General features: G+C 38.3%; 18 protein-coding genes. 8 read left to right on the plus strand and 10 right to left on the minus strand.

Going from position 1 to position 18,123, the window contains the following annotated elements; all coding sequences use genetic code 11:
* Positions 1-178 precede the first annotated feature (178 nt).
* The 3 genes from D1868_RS01175 to D1868_RS01185 all read left to right on the plus strand — a co-directional run bounded on the left by D1868_RS01175 (position 179) and on the right by D1868_RS01185 (position 3,870).
* Positions 179-1,717, plus strand: coding sequence for an acetyl-CoA carboxylase biotin carboxylase subunit (locus tag D1868_RS01175; RefSeq protein WP_156004963.1), 1,539 nt, complete (start codon positions 179-181; stop codon positions 1,715-1,717).
* Positions 1,717-2,220: a biotin/lipoyl-containing protein gene (locus tag D1868_RS01180; RefSeq protein ID WP_156004964.1), complete on the plus strand. Its 504-nt coding sequence runs from the start codon at positions 1,717-1,719 to the stop codon at positions 2,218-2,220. Before D1868_RS01175 ends, D1868_RS01180 begins: the two co-directional genes overlap by 1 nt.
* An 81-nt stretch (positions 2,221-2,301) precedes the next feature.
* Positions 2,302-3,870, plus strand: coding sequence for an acyl-CoA carboxylase subunit beta (locus D1868_RS01185; protein ID WP_156004965.1), 1,569 nt, complete (start codon positions 2,302-2,304; stop codon positions 3,868-3,870).
* A 122-nt stretch (positions 3,871-3,992) separates the two neighbouring features.
* Here D1868_RS01185 and hel308 read toward each other — a convergent pair whose 3' ends face one another.
* Entirely contained in the window at positions 3,993-6,113 is a 2,121-nt protein-coding gene (gene hel308, locus D1868_RS01190) for an ATP-dependent DNA helicase Hel308 (protein ID WP_156004966.1), read from the minus strand.
* A 156-nt stretch (positions 6,114-6,269) separates the two neighbouring features.
* Between hel308 and D1868_RS01195 the strand changes: the two genes are divergently transcribed.
* Positions 6,270-6,494, plus strand: coding sequence for a ribbon-helix-helix domain-containing protein (locus tag D1868_RS01195; protein ID WP_231112414.1), 225 nt, complete (start codon positions 6,270-6,272; stop codon positions 6,492-6,494).
* Complete coding sequence (locus tag D1868_RS01200) at positions 6,481-7,461, plus strand: inorganic phosphate transporter (protein WP_156004967.1); 981 nt, start codon at positions 6,481-6,483, stop codon at positions 7,459-7,461. Before D1868_RS01195 ends, D1868_RS01200 begins: the two co-directional genes overlap by 14 nt.
* On the opposite strand, the gene D1868_RS01205 is transcribed toward D1868_RS01200, so the two are convergent.
* Genes D1868_RS01205 through D1868_RS01215 form a run of 3 tightly spaced genes read right to left on the minus strand, consistent with a single transcriptional unit; the run spans position 7,450 to position 10,417 of the window.
* Positions 7,450-8,109 (minus strand): DUF47 domain-containing protein, encoded by a 660-nt coding sequence (locus D1868_RS01205; protein ID WP_156004968.1) that lies wholly within the window; start codon positions 8,107-8,109, stop codon positions 7,450-7,452. The two genes, D1868_RS01200 and D1868_RS01205, sit on opposite strands and share 12 nt — an antisense overlap.
* A gap of 60 nt (positions 8,110-8,169) precedes the next feature.
* Complete coding sequence (locus D1868_RS01210) at positions 8,170-9,294, minus strand: citrate synthase/methylcitrate synthase (protein WP_156004969.1); 1,125 nt, start codon at positions 9,292-9,294, stop codon at positions 8,170-8,172.
* The gene (locus D1868_RS01215; protein WP_156004970.1) at positions 9,272-10,417 is read right to left on the minus strand and encodes a DUF763 domain-containing protein; all 1,146 of its coding nucleotides are present in this window, start codon (positions 10,415-10,417) and stop codon (positions 9,272-9,274) included. Before D1868_RS01215 ends, D1868_RS01210 begins: the two co-directional genes overlap by 23 nt.
* A 36-nt stretch (positions 10,418-10,453) precedes the next feature.
* Between D1868_RS01215 and D1868_RS01220 the strand changes: the two genes are divergently transcribed.
* Complete coding sequence (locus tag D1868_RS01220; RefSeq protein WP_156004971.1) at positions 10,454-11,134, plus strand: metallophosphoesterase family protein; 681 nt, start codon at positions 10,454-10,456, stop codon at positions 11,132-11,134.
* On the opposite strand, the gene D1868_RS01225 is transcribed toward D1868_RS01220, so the two are convergent.
* The 5 genes from D1868_RS01225 to D1868_RS01245 form a co-directional block, all read right to left on the minus strand.
* On the minus strand, positions 11,111-11,758 hold the full coding sequence (locus D1868_RS01225) for a peroxiredoxin (RefSeq protein ID WP_156004972.1): 648 nt from the start codon (positions 11,756-11,758) through the stop codon (positions 11,111-11,113). The genes D1868_RS01220 and D1868_RS01225 overlap by 24 nt on opposite strands.
* Positions 11,759-11,871: 113 nt before the next feature.
* Positions 11,872-12,849, minus strand: a complete 978-nt coding sequence (locus D1868_RS01230; RefSeq protein WP_156004973.1) for a DHH family phosphoesterase — start codon at positions 12,847-12,849, stop codon at positions 11,872-11,874.
* Positions 12,850-12,862: 13 nt separating this feature from the next.
* The gene (locus D1868_RS01235; RefSeq protein ID WP_156004974.1) at positions 12,863-13,471 is read right to left on the minus strand and encodes a cysteine hydrolase family protein; all 609 of its coding nucleotides are present in this window, start codon (positions 13,469-13,471) and stop codon (positions 12,863-12,865) included.
* Between the two features lie 48 nt (positions 13,472-13,519).
* Entirely contained in the window at positions 13,520-14,116 is a 597-nt protein-coding gene (locus tag D1868_RS01240; protein ID WP_156004975.1) for an endonuclease V, read from the minus strand.
* Positions 14,098-14,568, minus strand: coding sequence for a phosphatase domain-containing protein (locus D1868_RS01245; protein ID WP_156004976.1), 471 nt, complete (start codon positions 14,566-14,568; stop codon positions 14,098-14,100). Before D1868_RS01245 ends, D1868_RS01240 begins: the two co-directional genes overlap by 19 nt.
* Positions 14,569-14,739: 171 nt before the next feature.
* Between D1868_RS01245 and D1868_RS01250 the strand changes: the two genes are divergently transcribed.
* Both D1868_RS01250 and D1868_RS01255 read left to right on the plus strand, forming a co-directional pair.
* Positions 14,740-16,077, plus strand: a complete 1,338-nt coding sequence (locus D1868_RS01250; RefSeq protein WP_156004977.1) for an FAD-binding oxidoreductase — start codon at positions 14,740-14,742, stop codon at positions 16,075-16,077.
* Positions 16,055-16,576 carry a nicotinamide-nucleotide adenylyltransferase gene (locus D1868_RS01255; RefSeq protein WP_156004978.1) on the plus strand — a complete coding sequence of 174 codons (522 nt, stop codon included), beginning with the start codon at positions 16,055-16,057 and terminating at the stop codon, positions 16,574-16,576. The genes D1868_RS01250 and D1868_RS01255 overlap by 23 nt, the downstream gene beginning before the upstream one ends.
* Here the strand turns inward: D1868_RS01255 and D1868_RS01260 are convergent, their stop codons facing one another.
* A complete protein-coding gene (locus D1868_RS01260) occupies positions 16,577-18,118 on the minus strand; it encodes a M61 family metallopeptidase (protein WP_156004979.1) in 1,542 nt (513 codons plus the stop codon).
* Positions 18,119-18,123 lie beyond the last annotated feature (5 nt).

Here is an 18,123-nt window from a genome sequence, read left to right on the forward strand (position 1 = left end):
CAGTTGCTTATGAATTTATTATACTCGACTTATATTTTGAAAAAGATGATGTGGAATCCGGGAACTGAGTATGATGACAAAGCGCGAGCTCTGAACTTTTCTTTTTTTAAATTTACACGAAACAATTTGTAAAGTTAAAACCTTTTAAACCCCTAAAACAATAATGTTATGACTTAAAATGCCACCATTCAATAAAGTTCTCGTAGCAAACAGAGGAGAAATAGCAGTAAGAGTAATGAAGGCGATTAAAGAGATGGGAATGAAAGCCGTTGCTGTATACTCTGAAGCTGATAAATACGCTTTACATGTGAAGTATGCTGATGAAGCTTATTATATTGGTCCTGCTCCTGCGTTACAGAGCTACCTGAACATTCAGGCAATTATCGACGCTGCTGAAAAAGCGCATGCAGATGCTGTCCACCCTGGTTACGGATTCTTATCAGAAAACGCTGACTTCGCGGAAGCAGTAGTAAAAGCAGGCATGACATGGATAGGACCCTCGGTAGAAGCAATGAGATCGATAAAGAGTAAGTTAGACGGAAAGAGAATAGCTAAAATGGCAGGAGTTCCCGTTTCACCCGGTTCCGACGGGCCATTAGAAAACCTAGATGAAGCCCTGAAACTAGCGGAAAAAATAGGTTACCCAATTATGGTAAAGGCTGCATTCGGAGGAGGAGGTACTGGTATAACTAGAGTAGATAATCCAGAGCAATTACAAGAGGTCTGGGAGAGGAATAAAAGATTAGCACATCAAGCTTTCGGTAAAACTGATCTATATATTGAAAAAGCAGCTGTTAATCCGAGGCACATAGAATTCCAGTTAATTGGAGATAGGCATGGAAATTACGTAGTAGCATGGGAGAGGGAATGCACTATCCAGAGAAGAAACCAGAAGTTAATAGAAGAAGCACCTTCTCCAGTTCTGAAAATGGAAGACAGAGAGAGAATGTTCGAACCCATTATCAAGTTCGGACAAATTATAAAGTATCACACTTTGGGTACATTTGAAACTGTATTCTCTGAAACAACTAGAGAATTCTACTTCTTAGAATTGAACAAAAGACTACAAGTAGAGCACCCAGTAACTGAATTGATATTCAGAATAGACCTTGTAAAGTTGCAGATAAATCTCGCAGCTGATGGTTATTTACCTTTTACGCAGGAGGAATTAAATAAGAGATACAGAGGACATGCTATAGAATATAGAATAAATGCTGAGGATCCTATAAATGACTTCACCGGTAGCTCTGGATATGTAACTTACTACAAGGAGCCATCAGGCCCTGGAGTAAGGGTAGATAGTGGTATAACTGCTGGTAGCTACGTGCCACCGTATTATGATTCTTTAGTTTCTAAATTAATCGTTTATGGTGAGAACAGAGAATATGCAATACAAGCTGGTATAAGAGCATTAAATGACTATAAGATTGGAGGAATTAAGACCGTTATCGAGTTATACAAGTGGATATCCAGAGATGAGGACTTCTTAAAAGGAAAATTCACAACAGCATACATTTCAGAGAAAGGAGAACAATTTGTTAAATACCTGAAGGCTAAGGAAGATATGAAGGCTGCATTAGCAGCATCAATTTATGAGAGAGGCTATATGAAGAAAGCAACAATATCTACACACCAGCAGCAAAATACAACAAGAAGATCCTCCGGATGGAAGACCTACGGTATTGCAGCTCAGTCTTCTTATAGGGTGATGTGGTAATGAAAATACTCAGAGTATTTTCGGATTTAGGCGATGTAAATACTATGACTTACGAGCAAAAAGGCAACAAAGACAAGATAAAGACTGAGATAGGAGAATACGAAATAGAGTACGTAGGTCCTGGGTGGAGAGAAGGTGAGTTATTATTCAAAGTTAACGGAGAGATCCATAGAGTACACTTTGACAACGGGTTTATCATAATAGATGATGAGACACTCTTCAAGATCGACAGAATATCAGAGAGTACCGTTGAGGAAGGAAAGTCTTTAGAAGAACTAATAAAAGGAAAAGAGGGCGAAATACTCTCGCCAATGCAGGGAAGAATAGTTCAAGTAAGAGTAAAAGAGGGCGACGTGGTAAACAAAGGACAACCGTTATTATCTATTGAAGCTATGAAGAGTGAAACAGTTATTTCAGCTCCAGTTTCAGGAACTGTACAAAAGATAATGATAAAGCCGGGACAGGGTGTAAAGAAAGGAGACTTATTATTAATAATTAAGTAATAAGATTTTTTCAAATATTTAAAATGTATAAAAATTTAAAACTCAGTATGGGAAATATATAACCAGTAGGTGAGGAGAACTATGTCAGCTGAAAAATCCGCATATGAAAAATTATTAGATGAATTAAGGCAAAGAAAAGAAAAAGCGTATAAAGGAGGAGGAGACGAAAGGATAAAGGCACAACACTCTAAAGGTAAACTAACGGCAAGGGAAAGGCTTGCACTATTATTTGACGAAGGCTCGTTTAACGAGATTATGACGTTCGCCACTACAAGAGCTACAGAGTTCGGGCTTGATAAAGAAAGATATTATGGTGACGGTGTGGTAACCGGTTGGGGTAAGGTAGACGGAAGGACTGTCTTTGCTTACGCTCAAGACTTTACAGAAATCGGCGGAACCTTAGGGGAAATGCACGCTGCAAAGATAGGAAAGATTTATGAATTAGCACTTAAGGTAGGTGCACCAGTAGTAGGAATTAATGACTCAGGTGGTGCTAGAATTCAAGAAGGAGCAATGGCACTAGAAGGATATGGTCTTGTATTCAAGAATAATGTAATGGCCTCTGGAGTAATTCCACAGATAACTATTATGGCTGGACCAGCTGCAGGAGGTGCAGTGTATTCCCCAGCACTTACCGACTTCATTATCATGATCAAAGGAGACGCTTACTATATGTTCGTAACTGGTCCAGAGATCACTAAAGTAGTATTAGGTGAAGAAGTTACCTTCCAAGACTTAGGTGGAGCTGTTGTTCATGCTAGTAAATCCGGTGTAGTGCACTTTATGGTTGATAGTGAACAAGAAGCAATAAACACGGCGAAGAAATTGTTATCTTACTTACCTTCAAACAATATGGAAGAACCACCTTACATGGACACTGGTGACCAAGTGGACAGAGATGTTAGCGGAGTAGATCAAATAATTCCAGATGACCCAGCAAAACCGTATAACATGAAAGAAATAATAAGTAGAATAGTTGATAACGGCGAGTTCTTAGAAGTTCACAAACACTGGGCTAGGAATATAATAGTAGGATTCGCTAGGATCGGTGGAAACGTAGTGGGAATCGTAGCTAATAACCCAGAAGAGTTCGGAGGTTCAATCGATATTGATGCAGCTGATAAGGCTGCAAGGTTCATCAGGTTCTGTGACGCGTTTAACATACCATTGATAAGCTTAGTAGACACACCAGGTTACGTTCCTGGGACAGACCAAGAGTATAAGGGAATAATTAGACATGGTGCTAAGATGTTATATGCCTTTGCTGAGGCTACTGTACCCAAGATAACAATGATTGTAAGGAAATCTTATGGTGGAGCCCATATAGCCATGAGCATTAAGAGCTTAGGTGCTGACCTAGTTTACGCATGGCCAACGGCAGAAATTGCTGTAACCGGACCGGAGGGTGCCGTAAGGATCTTATATAAGAGAGAGATTCAACAAGCAAGTAACCCAGACGACTTCATAAAGCAGAAGATAGCTGAATATAGGAAGTTGTTCGCCAACCCATACTGGGCAGCTGAGAAGGGATTGGTTGACGATGTAATTGAACCCAAAGACACTAGGAGAGTTATAGCCGCTGCTCTTGAAATGTTGAGGAATAAGAGAGAATATAGATATCCTAAGAAGCACGGTAATATTCCACTATGATATAACATAAATTATTTTCTTTTTTCTCGATCCTTACCTCCCTTCCTAATGCTTTGATCAATAAAATTAACTTCTTTAATGTTTCACAATCTCCGCTAAATTGCCTCTCTCCGTTCAAAAATCTAAGTAATAGCTCTTGCAGCTTCTCTGACAATCTTTTCACCTAATTTCGGTCCTAACAATTGTTTCACTTTCTCGGGATTCATTATTATCTCCTCCGGTGTCTTTATCCCATGAGAATAGAGTAATCTAGCTCTCACTCTTCCTATTCCCGGGACCTTAACTAAGGGAATTAATTCCTCTTTTACCCCGTCCTTAACTCTCATGTGGAGTTTTTCCAATACCTCTTTATGTTCCTCCAGACCAAGTACTGAGGCCACATGGAAGCCACTATAAGTGAGCCAATCCATAGTGTCAACAATTGCTCTTAAGTCCCCGGAACCTATTCCATATCTACCTAAGATAGTATCTTCATCTACTTCCTCTATCCAATCCCTCATAATGAACGCAACTTTAAGGGAGGAAAGATAGTTCGATAGTTCATACTCGTCGTAAGGTTCTTCTATGAATAGTTCGCAGTCTAGCTCGTCCAATAGGACGTCCTCTTCAGCCTTAGTTATACTTACTAAGGGACCGTCTGGAGTATATGCAAGCATATGGAAATAGGCTAGTTCGCACCCTTTTCCATTTCGGGTAAGTACATCCTTTATCGTTACGGCTGTGAACGTGTTAAGATATAAATCAGAAATTCTCCTGCCAAACTTGGTTAAAGTTAAGTACTCACCCTCTTGAGCAATAAACTCGTTATCAAGTAACCAGTTTAAAGCTTGCTTAAAATATTTCTTTGCCAGCTCCTTCGGAAGTAAAGTGTCTTGTATGTATTCGGTCAAAGTCCTTTCGGTCACATCTTCTTCAGAAGAGATTATACTCAGGATAAAGGAATAGAATGCACTTTCTGATCCCAATTTTGACTCTAGAGGCTCGACATCTGAGTTCAGATACCTCTGCATAACCTTATCTACTTCACTTTTCGTCCTCACAACCACCACAGACTCTCCGTATTCGTCAAAACCGGGTCTACCTGCTCTTCCGCTCATCTGTTTATACTCCATCACTGGAATATATTCCGTGAAACCTATGACCTTCCTATTAAACCTGTGTATATCACCTATAACTACGGCCCTCGCAGGTAAATTAACACCGGCAGCAAGTGTCGGGGTAGCTACTATGACTTTGATGATCCTATCTCTAAATGCGTTCTCAATTATATCGCGTAATCCCTTCGACAATCCTGCATGGTGATATGCTACTCCTTTAAGTATTAGGTTATAAAGTGCCTCTTTTTCATTGCTTCCTCCGTCTTCTACTTCCTTAATACTCTCTGCTACTTCATGAAGTTTTTTATCGTTCAATTTTACAAAATTCATGAATTGTGAGATCTTAACTGCGGTAGCCTCTGCATACTTCCTAGAAGACCTAAATACTAAGACTTGACCGTCCTTAGAGATCACGTCTAGGGTGAATGCTACAATAGGGCATTCACCGTATACCTTTCTCGACGTTCCGTCCTTATACATTACTACAAAGTCCTTCTTTTTATTACCAGCATATAGCACACCTTCCTTTAAAGGTACTGGTCTCCAGTTGGTAGCTACTACATCTGCCTTTAGCCACTCAGCAATCTGTTTATAGTTCCCGATAGTCGCACTCAGAGCTAAAATTGTCCCTTTTCTTTTAGCTCTTACCGCTACACTTTCAACTACCGGTCCCCTTTCAGGGTCATTCATATAGTGGAACTCATCTAATACAAAATAATCTACTTCCTTAATCCAAGGAGAGTTATGCCTCCATAGGGAATCTAACTTCTCATAGGTCGCAACTATAATATCATAATCCTTTAACCAGTAGTCATCAGTGTCATAATCCCCACTGGTCATTGCTACTTTCAGCCCTAACTGTTCCCAGTCCTTAAAAGTAACATATTTTTCGTTAGTTAGAGCTCTGAGAGGTGTGGCATAGACTGCTTTTCCCCCTTTGTTTATGAGATGACTTACCATACCAAGTTCAGCCATCAGAGTTTTACCAGAAGCTGTAGGAGAAACAATAAGTAAGGGTTTATCATCTAATAAACCTTTTTGAACTGCCTCTGTCTGTGGGGGATTAAGTTTTTGAATCCCTCTTTTTTTGAGGATATCCTTAATTTTCTCATTAATAGGCAATGAATCAACATTTATACACATCATTTTTAAAATGTAAATATTATAGTTGAAAGCCTTTTTAAGAATTTATCCTCATCCCTAAATGAGGATCTTGCGTAGTTAGATTATTAACCAAAATCTATCACTATAAAAAGATTACTAGCCCTTTTTACTAGGAAAGACTTTTCTAAATGAAAGGAAATGAGATTTGTGATTCCTATGAATGGCGTTAAAAAACTAGATGAAATTACATACGAACTTGAATTCAATAGTGTTAAGACGATCTCCTTTAAACTGGATGAGGAATTTCTCAGAGAAATAGACGAAATGGTTAAAGTAATGGGTTATAGTAATAGAAGTGACTTAATTAGAGACGCAATAATAGCATATATTAAGGAGCTAGAAAGAAAGGATGGTAGTGAGTAGTTCGAACTTACTTGAATATTTTATATTTCTCATTGGTTTAATCTCCTCATTTTTAGTTGGTGGAAATAACTCTGCAATAGCATTAGGAATACTAGTATCAACTAACGTGTTAAGGAGGAGATTATCCTACCTAATTAATGCTATTTCATTGTTCTCAGGAGCGTCGATCGGTAGCATTACTATGGAATCCAGTATTTACGGTTTAGTAAGTTCACAGAACTTTTTACTTTTGGAAATAGCACTCTCTGCTATTCTTTTTTCCTCTACGGTCACGTTTTACTACCTTAATAAAATAGGAATCCCGGCATCATTAAGCCAGATGATTTACCCTTCGTTAGCCAGTGTAGTGCTCATAGCAAGAGGTACAATAGGATTTGACTGGGGTAAATTCGATTTCACTGTATTGTCATGGATTCTTTCACCTTTAGTCGCCATAGCTACATCACTTTCTATGTATTTCTTTCTAAGGAAATTCTTAAAGAGCAAAAGAAATTTTATCAGAGAAATTAGGTATTATAAATACGGTCTAATAATTTCATCTATTTTTACTTCTTTCGTAACGGGGGCTAATGCAATAGGAATAATTATATCTGCTGGACTACTCAGCGAGCCATTCTATATTACGGCACCAATTTACGCTACTGCAGCAAGCTTAGGAATTTATTTAAGTTCGAGAAAGGCTGTAATAACGGTAGGCTTTAGAATAACAAGGCTCGGGTATACTGCAGCTTCTTCAGCACTTATAGGAAGTGACATAATATCTGAGGTATTTACCATTTTTGGTGTCCCCATATCAATAACGCAGACAATTATGGGTGGAATAATAGGATTGAGTTTGAGAAGCTTTGGATATGACGTTCAAAAGCAGTTGAAACAAATTGCGAAAGGATGGGTCGTTTCCCCCATGTTGGCAATGATTGTGAGCCTTGCGACTTATGGGATTTTAAGGAGCATATTAGGACTTTAACGTAGCATAGAGGACTTCAATACTTAATGTAGCGTCTTCCATGAAGTCAAGAATGTCATCCAAGAAGAATATTACATCCCTCATCTGAAGGATAGTGATAAGGTCTATGTCTTTCTCCATTGAATATAGTCTTGAAATGAGCATATCCTTTAGCTCATCACCACTCCTCTCTAACATTTGTATCTCTTTCCCTACTTTTAGCGCTTCATTAATGTCATTGGATAGTTTAGATAACATATCCTCCAGCCTCGCTGATGCCTCATCTATCGTAGACAAATAAGATAATATACTCTCCCTCAAGTTAATGAGGCATTTCTCCGCTGGTTTTCTAGAAGATACAGCCCTCGCAGCGTCTTTTATTGCAGCACTGGTTTGATATAGTGCCTGAGTTAGCATTACCATAGCTTCCTTAAAATCTGGTAAAAACGCTCCACCATATATAATGGATAATGTTTCCTCTCTAGACATTGCTATCCTTTCGGTTACCGTCTTGATCTTAACTATATTTGAATTCACGGTATCTTCTTCATTATTTAAAACTCCAACGAATAATTGCCTAAGACTATCACAAGCTACTTTCAGGTCCTCGCCAATTTTCACCAGTTTAATGAAGAGTTCCTCCTCTTTATTCAGTTTAAACTTAATCATTTAAGTTATCTCCTTACACGAAGGTTAAAAACCTACTCTAAAAACGTTTATGTTACACCATCACCTACTATCTATAGGAATATATTTCCTGCCTATTTCACCCTTATAGTACGCTTTAGGTCTTATTATCTTGTTATCTTTCACGTACTCTAATATATGTGCTATCCATCCAGTAACCCTAGCCGACGCAAAAACCGTCGGGAAGAACTCTGGCTCGAAGCCTAGTGCATAAAATACGATGCTAGAGTAGAAGTCTACATTAGGGTATATGCCTTTTGGTCCTAAATGCTTAATTCCTATCTCCTCTACCTTCTCGGCTATCTCATAAAGTCTCTTAATCTCTCCTCCCTTTTTTTCAGCTAACAGTTTTGCATAGGCCTTCAATATTCTAGCCCTCGGATCATAGGTCTTGTAAACTCTATGACCAAAACCCATTATCCTTTGTTTATTAGCCAGTCTATTAAGAATGTATTTCTCTACATTTTCTATATATCCTATTTCCTTGAACATCTTGAGGGCTTCATAATTTGCACCCCCGTGTAATGGACCTTTTAACGCTGATATGCCTGCTATAATAGATGAGTATATGTCGGAAAGCGTGGATGCTACTACCAAGGAAGCAAAAGTGGACGCATTCATTTCATGATCTATATGGAGAATCATGGCAACGTCCATTGCCTTATATTCCTCTTCACTAGGTTTTGTTCCATTAACCATGTAGAGGAAATTTGCTGCATGTGAAAGGCTTGTGTCTGGTTCTACAGGCTCTAAATCCCTCCTTAATCTGATATAGTAAGAAATTATAGTAGGAAATTTAGATATTAGGTTAATTATACTCTGTTCTGAAACATTGTAAGTATGAGTATTTTCCTCGAGCCCCATAATACTGACTGCTGTTCTCAGTACGTCCATGGGATCAGCATTCTTTTTTACGCTTTTTAAAAATTCTTTAACCCTATCTGAAATACCCCTCGATTCCCTCAAAGACTTAACGAAATTTTCGTACTCATATATGTTAGGTAGCTTCCCGTAAAGTATAAGGTAACTAGTTTCTTCAAAATTGGAAAATTCAGCCAAGTCGTAAATAGAATATCCTCTATAATAAAGTCTACCTAGTTCACCGTCTATATAAGTTATTTCCGTCTCTTTAACATAAACGTCCTCAAGACCCTTCTTTATCTCCATGTTTAGCCAACTCCTTTAATTTACTCAAAGCAAACTCTTTATCTTTCTTCTCCACTTTTATCTTTTCTATAATATCTTCTAAGGTGTAAATTACTTCATAAGCTACCTTCCTATTCACGGGAAAAGGTATGCCGTCCTTACCTCCTATGGCATATGCATATTTAAACGGATCATAAGGATAATTAACAGGGTCCTCGTAAGACGGTGGTTCATTGTAGATTAAGTCAGCTACAAGATACAATGCCCTAGCCGTAGAAGGGCCTATACCATTCAATAATGCCTCCTCTAGGTTTATTGGGTTAGACTCATAGACCTTATTCAACACTTCCTTGACCCTTCTCAAGTCATTAGGTTTCATGTAGATTAACTTTACTTTAGGAGATATTTTCACATTAAACGCTTGAGAGAACAGTGCAGTCTGACCTTTAAGCAGGTTCTGTGCCATTTCTATCTGAGATATTACTTTAGTCGGATTCTCTTTCACTAAATCGAGTAGTAGTTTACGCGTATTCTCTCTATCACCTTTTACACTATCTATGGCTACATCCTGCCTTATCCCGGCTATACCTTGATGAGGTTCCACCGTAAATTTTCTTGTATAAAACCAATGATATCTTCTAGCATATCTTGTCTTAAGATTCATGCCCTGTTGTATTATCGCCCATTTACCACTCTTAGTAACTAACACAGAATGATGATATAATGTGTGACCGTCTTGAACTAATACGCTATCTACTTTAGCAACTAGCCTACTAGCCCTTTCCAGTTCCCCGACATCCGCATCGATCTTTTTATCTAGAACCTTTAATTCATCTGGGACTTTAAGCGCTTTTTTACCTTTTCCTCCTAATACAGCAATGCCTTCATCGTCGATGTTTACTACTTCCTTTAATATTCCCAAAGTTACAGTTGTTGATCCAGAAGAGTCCCAATCCATACCTATTACGTTATTAAATGCTTGAAACCATAAGGGATTTGACAACCTTTCTAATACTTTTTCTTCTCCCCATTCTATAATCATAACGTCTATAATCGCTTTTGATAGTCTCTTCATTATAGAGGCTAACCAAGGAGGAACTTTGCCCTCATGGAGGGGTAAATCAGCTATACCTTCTAATCTCACAATACTTTTCTAATTGCTAGAGATAAATATAAATTGATGTTGATAGCTGCAACGGCTGATCTCCATTCACCCAAATATCTAACTCAGTTCTTTGCGTCTTTCAGCAAAATTAGAGAGGCAGAGATTTCGCTATTTTTACTAGCTGGAGATCTGGCAGAACAAGGGGAATATAGACACTTTACTCCGATTTACGAAGTCCTAAAGAAGTATAAGACTGTTGCTGTTTTCGGAAATGAGGATTTTACAGACAAGAGAGAATATTATAAGAAGTTTTTTAGTGAAATAATATGGTTAGAGGAACAATCTACAACCGTAGAGATACAAGGGTTAAAAATCGTTATAGTAGGTAGTGAAGGTATCCTAGAGAAACCTACAAAATGGCAGATGCTTCACGGGGTAGATGAAAGAATTTATCAAGAGAGGAAAGAAAAGATAGAAAAATTACTTTGCGAAAGCAAAGGAGATTTGAAGATCCTCCTTACCCATTACGCACCAACTTTTCGAACAGTTTTCGGTGAAAAGAAATCAATCTACCCTAATCTTGGATATCAGATACTAGAAACAACGGAATGTCTACCAGATCTAGCTATACACGGACATGCACACTACGCCAAAGTAGTTTATGGAGAAGTGAGAAAAACTAAAGTCTACAACGTGGCATTTCCAGCAAATAAAAAAATATTATTAATAAATTTAGACTCTTTGATCAGGAGGTAGCTCTTCGTATTTCTTGAAGAATAAGTACCAAGCCTTGGCATTAGGTAGCTTCATTCTCATTTCAGCTTCGTCAAATACAGTAGGTGGAGGTACAATTACATCTTGTCCAGGTTGCCAGTTTGCCGGTAGTACGACTTTTGCCTTATAGTTTACTATTGCTGCCTTAGTTATCCTCAGTAACTCATCAATGTTTCTACCATATTCCATCGGGTATTGAGCTACAAACCTGATTATACCGTCAGGCGAAGCTAGCACTACAATCCTTATAGTCTGGCCTGATGCCTCGTCTAACGCATCTAACATTCTTGCAAACTTCTTATCAGGGTCAGCAATTACTGGGAAGGGTACTTTTACACCGTACCTCTGCTCTATATCCATTAACCACTGTATGTGTGAATAAACACTATCAACGCTTAATCCAATTAATTCTACACCTAGTTTCTTAAACTCTTCATACTTCTGAGAGAAGGCTACAAACTCAGTAGTACATACTGGCGTAAAGTCAGCGGGATGTGCAAATAAGAATAACCACTTTCCTTTGCCGAATACATCTTTATAGAAGTCTATTGGACCTTTAGTGGTTAGAACTTGTGTATCAGGGAACTTCTGATATAGTTTGACCATTTTAGAATCACTATGATCTCAAAACGTTTTGACTTTTTAAAGTATTTCTAATCAAAAGTAAAACGAAAAATCTTTTATTTTAAAAGGAGACATAATCATTTTCACAATTTTCTTCACATAGTTACGTTCTTCTTACCTTCATAAGATATAAGACCAGTCTCAGTTACGACTTTTTTAACTATTTCAGAGGCCCAATTTAACAACGGGCCCCTAATTCCTAGCCTATGAAGGAGAAACCTCCAGAATGGAGCTTTAAGACCTGCACCAGCTGCTAGTATGTGACCACCGCCACCTAGTTTTTCGGCAAACCTCCTCACGTCTATACTGTTACTTCTAAATGATATTGCCTTTCCGTTCACTGATGCGTAAACTATTGCACTGTATCGGTTCATCAAGAATTGGGAGGCATAACTAATATCCGGTGGGCCTCTCCATCTCACAGCCACTACTATGTTCTTTCCGTTGATATTCAGAACTCTGATGTATTTATGTAAGTTCTCGTAACCCTTTAACTCCTTGTCTATTTGATCGAGCAAAATCTTTTCAAATTCATCATCCCATAGAACTCCATTGTAAAACTTATTGATTAAGTACTCCTTCCACTTATAGTCTTTATTATACTCCACAACACGCCTTAATTTTTCACCCATGGGATCATCATGAAGCCAGATGTCTACTGAACAATCAGCACTAGCTAACTTTCTTGAGAACTCATCTTGCGGATTCAGATTCTTATTTACTACTCCCGCACCACATGTAGACAAATCGTGATACACTTTAACTCCTGATTCTTGTAACTTCCTCTTCCACTCCTCCTTCCACACATGGTGATCGAACCACTCTATTTCTGCTCCTTGACTTATTAATTTCTTTAAGTTCTCAATCACATTGTCTAAAGTAGATGCGTTTAAACCTATATCAGCTATCATAATTTTATAAACTCCTCTTAATTCCAAGCTCTTTAATAAATTATGAATCTTAGTAGGTTCTGTAAAAAACACTTTTTTCGGTAAAGAGTTAACAGCCCTAGCGTATATCGCAGCCGACGCAGTTCCATCAAAATCGTTATGCACGATAGCGTAATAATCCATGTCTCATCATTCGTTACTTTCTAGTAATAAATTTTATCCCTTCCGAGGTAGAAATCTTTCCTTTATACAGAAAATCTACTTGCCTTAATGAGGCATAGTAATCAAAATCTGTTAAAGCTGAAATACCATCCTTTGCTACAACCACGTTATACCACCTTAAAGCCGCGCTACCAGCCGTGTGAAGCACACAGATATTAGCTACTGTTCCGGTCATAATTACGTTCTTAATCCCCTTCACTCTCAATATGTAATCTAACGGGGTCTCGAAAAACGCGTCGTATCTGTATTTCTTTATTAGGAAATCGTCTTTCTCAGGCTTTAACTCGTCTACGATTTCAGCACCCCAAGTTCCTGCAACAGCGTGTTCTCCCCAAATTTTGAATTCCGGATCATCCTTCATATGCCAATCCTGAGTAAAAATAACGTAAGCCCCTTCACTTCTCGCTTTTTGTATCAATCTTTTAATAGCAGGAATTGTAGCTTCTGCCGTAGGTACGTATAACTTCCCTTCCTTTCTCACGAAATCGTTTTGCATATCAACTATTACCAGAGCAGTAGTAGAAGGATCTAATTCGAGTTCTTTCTCTTCGGGAATATCGGGAGTTTCTACGGTGACTTTCATAATTAAAAGTTTATCTGTTAACTTTTTAACCTTTTATAAAAGCAAATTTCACCTTTTTCCCTTTGCCTCTTTAGAAATTTTATCAGCCAACTTAAGTGCTTCAGGATAACCAAGTCTGGATAACGTGATCACGTCGACTAAATCTACCTTATTACCTATGCTAAAATAGTATTTCCCTCGTTTCACACCAACTTTTTCTCCGTTAACAACTATGTAAGTTTCTTCACCTTCTCTAACCTCTTCTCCGAACAACCTCGATTTAGCTACACCTATTGTCGGAATATTCAGTAAAACACCTATGACTGTAGCTATTCCGCTCCTTCTGGGATGGGCTAGCCCGTGACCATCAACTAGCGTTAGTTGACATTGGTCTTGGTATTTTTCGAGAGCTTTCATCATTAGTGGAGCCTCTCTCATGAATAAAAACGTAGGAATATAGGGAAAGTTTACCTCACCAGCGAAGACGTAATGCTCGTATTTATTGCCGTCAAAGTAAACTGCTACTGCATAGCCTATATTACCTTTGTATGCTATGTCTAAAGCACATATGCTTTTCACATTTTCTACTCCTAAGTGTGTTATACTTACATTCTTAGCAACTAAATTCTGAAACTTTACTAAGAAATTTAAAAGTGGGTCTTCCACTTACCCTTCGACCTTTCCACTTTTAATACAAAAAGCTCTTGCTCATAAGTTTGGACTGCACCAGGTTTATATCGCCTTACTTCATCTATAGCAGATTCTGCATCTAGGCCTTCAGATAAAACTAAGTAACTTGCTATCACAGTTCCAGTCCTTCCCATACCGCCTACGCAATGAACTAGATTGCCGTTTCCTTGTTTAAGCCAATTATAAATTCTGATAAACTGCTCCATAGTAGGAGGATGACCATCTGGTATCCTAATATGATAGTACTCAAAACCTAGTTCTTTTAAAGTTTCATAATAATAGTCTACGTTGCCCCATGCCTCTTCTATTTCCCAATCCTCGGGCAAAATTAGAACTCTTTTTACACCTCTTTGCCTCCACTCTTCTAACTCATCCCGGGTATAAGGTATAGGGGATCCGCCTATTATACCCTTTCTAACCCAATACACTCATCATCACGCTCTGCAGATCCGCTGTTCTTCATCCAATATTTATATGGTGGGCTGTCCCTATAAATCCGTCTATAAAAAATAACGAACATCGAATTTTTCAATACTCACACTAAAGCCGATTTGATTTAACATATATTCATAAATTTTGGAAAGCTCATAGTAGTTCATGTGCTAGAAGGGATTGAAATAGAAGAGGGAAAAGAAAGGGAGGACTTTGCAGGATTTAAAATAAAACCTAAGATTATTGCTTACCCAAAAAGTGAAGATGAAGTGGTAAGAATAGTTAATTACGCTAGGGATAACAAAATCCCTATTGTGACTTATGGTGCAGGGACAAGCCTTGCTGGTCACCTACAATGTGAGGGATGTATCTTAGTAGACATGAAACGTATGGACAAGATCTTAGAAATTAACGAGATAGACTGGTATGTTAGAGTCCAACCTGCAGTAAATCTCGAGAGACTCAATGTAGAACTTAACAAAAAAGGATTTTTCTTCCCACCAGACCCAGCAAGTTACTTTCTTTGCTCAGTTGGCGGGGCTACTGCTAATGCTTCAGGTGGAATGAGAGGGGTAAAATACGGAACTTTCAGAGACTGGGTATTAGCATTAAGGGTAGTTTTACCTAACGGAAAGGTTGTGAAAATTGGAGAACCCCTAAGGAAAAACAGAGGAGGATATGACCTTCTACACTTGTTCGTAGGCAGTGAAGGAACATTGGGAATAATAACCGAGATTTGGCTGAGGATAATACCTTTACCTCAAAGGAAAAGTTACACACTACTAGTTTATGTAAATGATGTAGAGGAAGCTGGGAAATTAATTTTTAACATAAGAAAGAAAGGGATCCTTCCTGAAATAGCCGAATATATTGATGACCAAGTAGTGAGAGCTCTAAATAGGCAGTTAAATGCGGGACTTGATGAGAGCGGAGGAGGTGCTTTCATCATTTCAGTTGAAGAAGACTATTTGCAAAAACTTCTAGATCTTCTAGCGGGTAAAAAATACATAATAACCGAGGGAGATGAAGCAGAGAAAATATATTCAATCAGGGCACAATCGGCAATAGCACTTAAAGCAGAAGCAAAACTAATGTATGTAGAGGACATAGTAGTACCAGTCTCCCGTTTAATTGATGCTATAAAGAGAATAAAAGAGATCGAAAAGAAGTACAACATAAGAATGCCAGTAATAGCCCATATAGGCGACGGTAATTTACATCCTAACATAATTCTAGACGACCCGGTAAAAGCTCAAGAGATCTTTGAAGAAGTCGCTAAGATAGCGATAGAGCTAGGAGGTTCCGTATCGGGAGAACATGGTATAGGAGTTCAGAAGGCTAAGGTACTGGCTGAGCAACTTATTGCACATAACGGTAAAGAGGTTTTAAAAATAATGAAGGGAATAAAGGATTTAATAGACCCCTACCATATCATGAACCCCGACAAATTTGTTGAATTAGCTTACAAACTGAGTGAGAAAAATGAGGGTTCTATTTCCAGGTAGATTTCAGCCCTTTCATCTAGGGCATATGGCTGCTATCCAATGGTTATTGAATAAGTACGATAAAGTAATTATCCTTATAGGAAGTGGCCAAGAGAGCCATTCGATTTATAATCCCTTCACAGCTGGGGAGAGACTTATAATGATAAGAGAGAGCCTAAAGGAGTACGACGTAGATTTTCGAAAGGTTATTCTGTTCCCTATAATGGAATCCTTTACAAACAAGAACTGGATAAGAATAGTAGAAATGTACTCACCACCGTTTGATGTGATAGTAAGTGGAAACCCTTTAGTATACACAGTGGCAAAAGAAGCCGGATATCTAACAGATCAAGTGCCAATATTTAATAGAGAGATATACAATGCTACTAGAATAAGAAAGTTGATGTTAGAAAACGATCCGAAATGGGGAGAGCTAGTACCGAAGAGCGTCTATAAGTTCATTAAGGAAATCGGTGGCGATGAGAGAATTAGAGAAGTCACTAAGAGTGATTACTGTTAGCTAAATTAACTTCTTGTCTGACACACCTTCACCTTTGCCGAAAACCTTCTCGAAAACACCACCATTGCTCTTTATCTTAACTGTATGCCCCGGACTAGTACCGGGAAGAACCTCAAAATTCTTTACAACACCCTCTCTAATAATTAACAAGTCTAGTGATTGTCCTTCTTGAATATTCGCTCCTTTCACACCGTTCACTGCAATTATCTCATCCCCTGGGAATAGACCAGCATTATCTGCAGGTGAACCATCCTCAACAAAAGTAATCTTATTTCCTTCTAGCCTTATACCAATGTAAGGTTTACCTCGATCCACAAACTCAACTTCAACATATTTCGAAAGGTGCTTAAAGATAGGAGGATCCCTCTTATATACTAGTTCATCGAGGAAATCAACCCCATACTCTTCTGCAACGTTTCTTATATCATTATAGGTATAACCGGTCTCTTTAAACCTCAAGTAGAGAGCCTTAAACACTGAATAAATGTCGTAATGGTTATCACTGTTTTCTCTTATTTTCAAGTCCATGAGTAGACCTACTACGAACCCAAGGTCATAATACGAAACGCCTATATTGAGGAAATTATCGTCACGTTTATAAAGCTTTATCCACGTTAGTTTTGATGACTCTGCCAAGCTCATCCTCTTTATTCCAGGATAGGTCAAGTTCGAGAGGATATTCGAAATAGACTTTAGACCTTGTTGTGTGTCAATTACCTTACTCAGCACAAGAGACAAGAATGCTAGGTAGTCGGTAACTCCTTCAGCAAACCACAGTAGTTCCGTATAATTTTCCCTCTCATAGTCAATACGCATTAATTCTCTAGGTTTTAGCCTCTTAACATTCCACTTATGCACATATTCATGGGCAAACAACCACAGCAAATCCTCTCTGTTCCACGGTACAACAATTGCCGATGAGTTCTCGTGCTCAATACCGCCGAAGTTTACATCACTACGCCTGAAGAAGAATATGTAGTGTTGTTTGTCTTTGTTGTCAATTGATAAAGAGGAATCTAGAAAGTTAATGACTTTAGATAACTTTTCCAGCTCGTTGACGTTATTGACTGTGGAAATCGAGTGAAACTCAGTAACCTTAATCAGATTCAATTTAGGGGAGGCCTGAATAGGTGAGTCCGCAAACTCATCATAGTTCCTTGCACAATATGTAAATTTTCCAATTTCCTTCAAAGTAGTGTGAACTACCCAGTTATTAGGTAATTTTAAGCTTATACAATATTCTTCGTTTAAATCCTGATAGGGAAACACTGACACGGGATTTATAAATATATAATCTACCGTTGAAATAGTCTCTCTTTGATCTTTAGATATTGCTGAATAGACATACTCAAATTCGTCATCAACGAGAAAGTACTTGTTCTTGGAAACAAGGGAAGCTCCTCTTAGCATCACGACGTTCTTCTCTTGCTCTCTTATGAAGTAAGACCCTGGAACCCACGTAGGGAAAACTATCTGTTTCCCTGCTACTCCTTTTCCCTTTACATAAATATACTTATTTTTAGGTTCAACATTAAAGAACATCTGAA

The sequence above is a fragment of the Stygiolobus azoricus genome, assembly GCF_009729035.1.
Taxonomy (GTDB): domain Archaea; phylum Thermoproteota; class Thermoprotei_A; order Sulfolobales; family Sulfolobaceae; genus Stygiolobus; species Stygiolobus azoricus.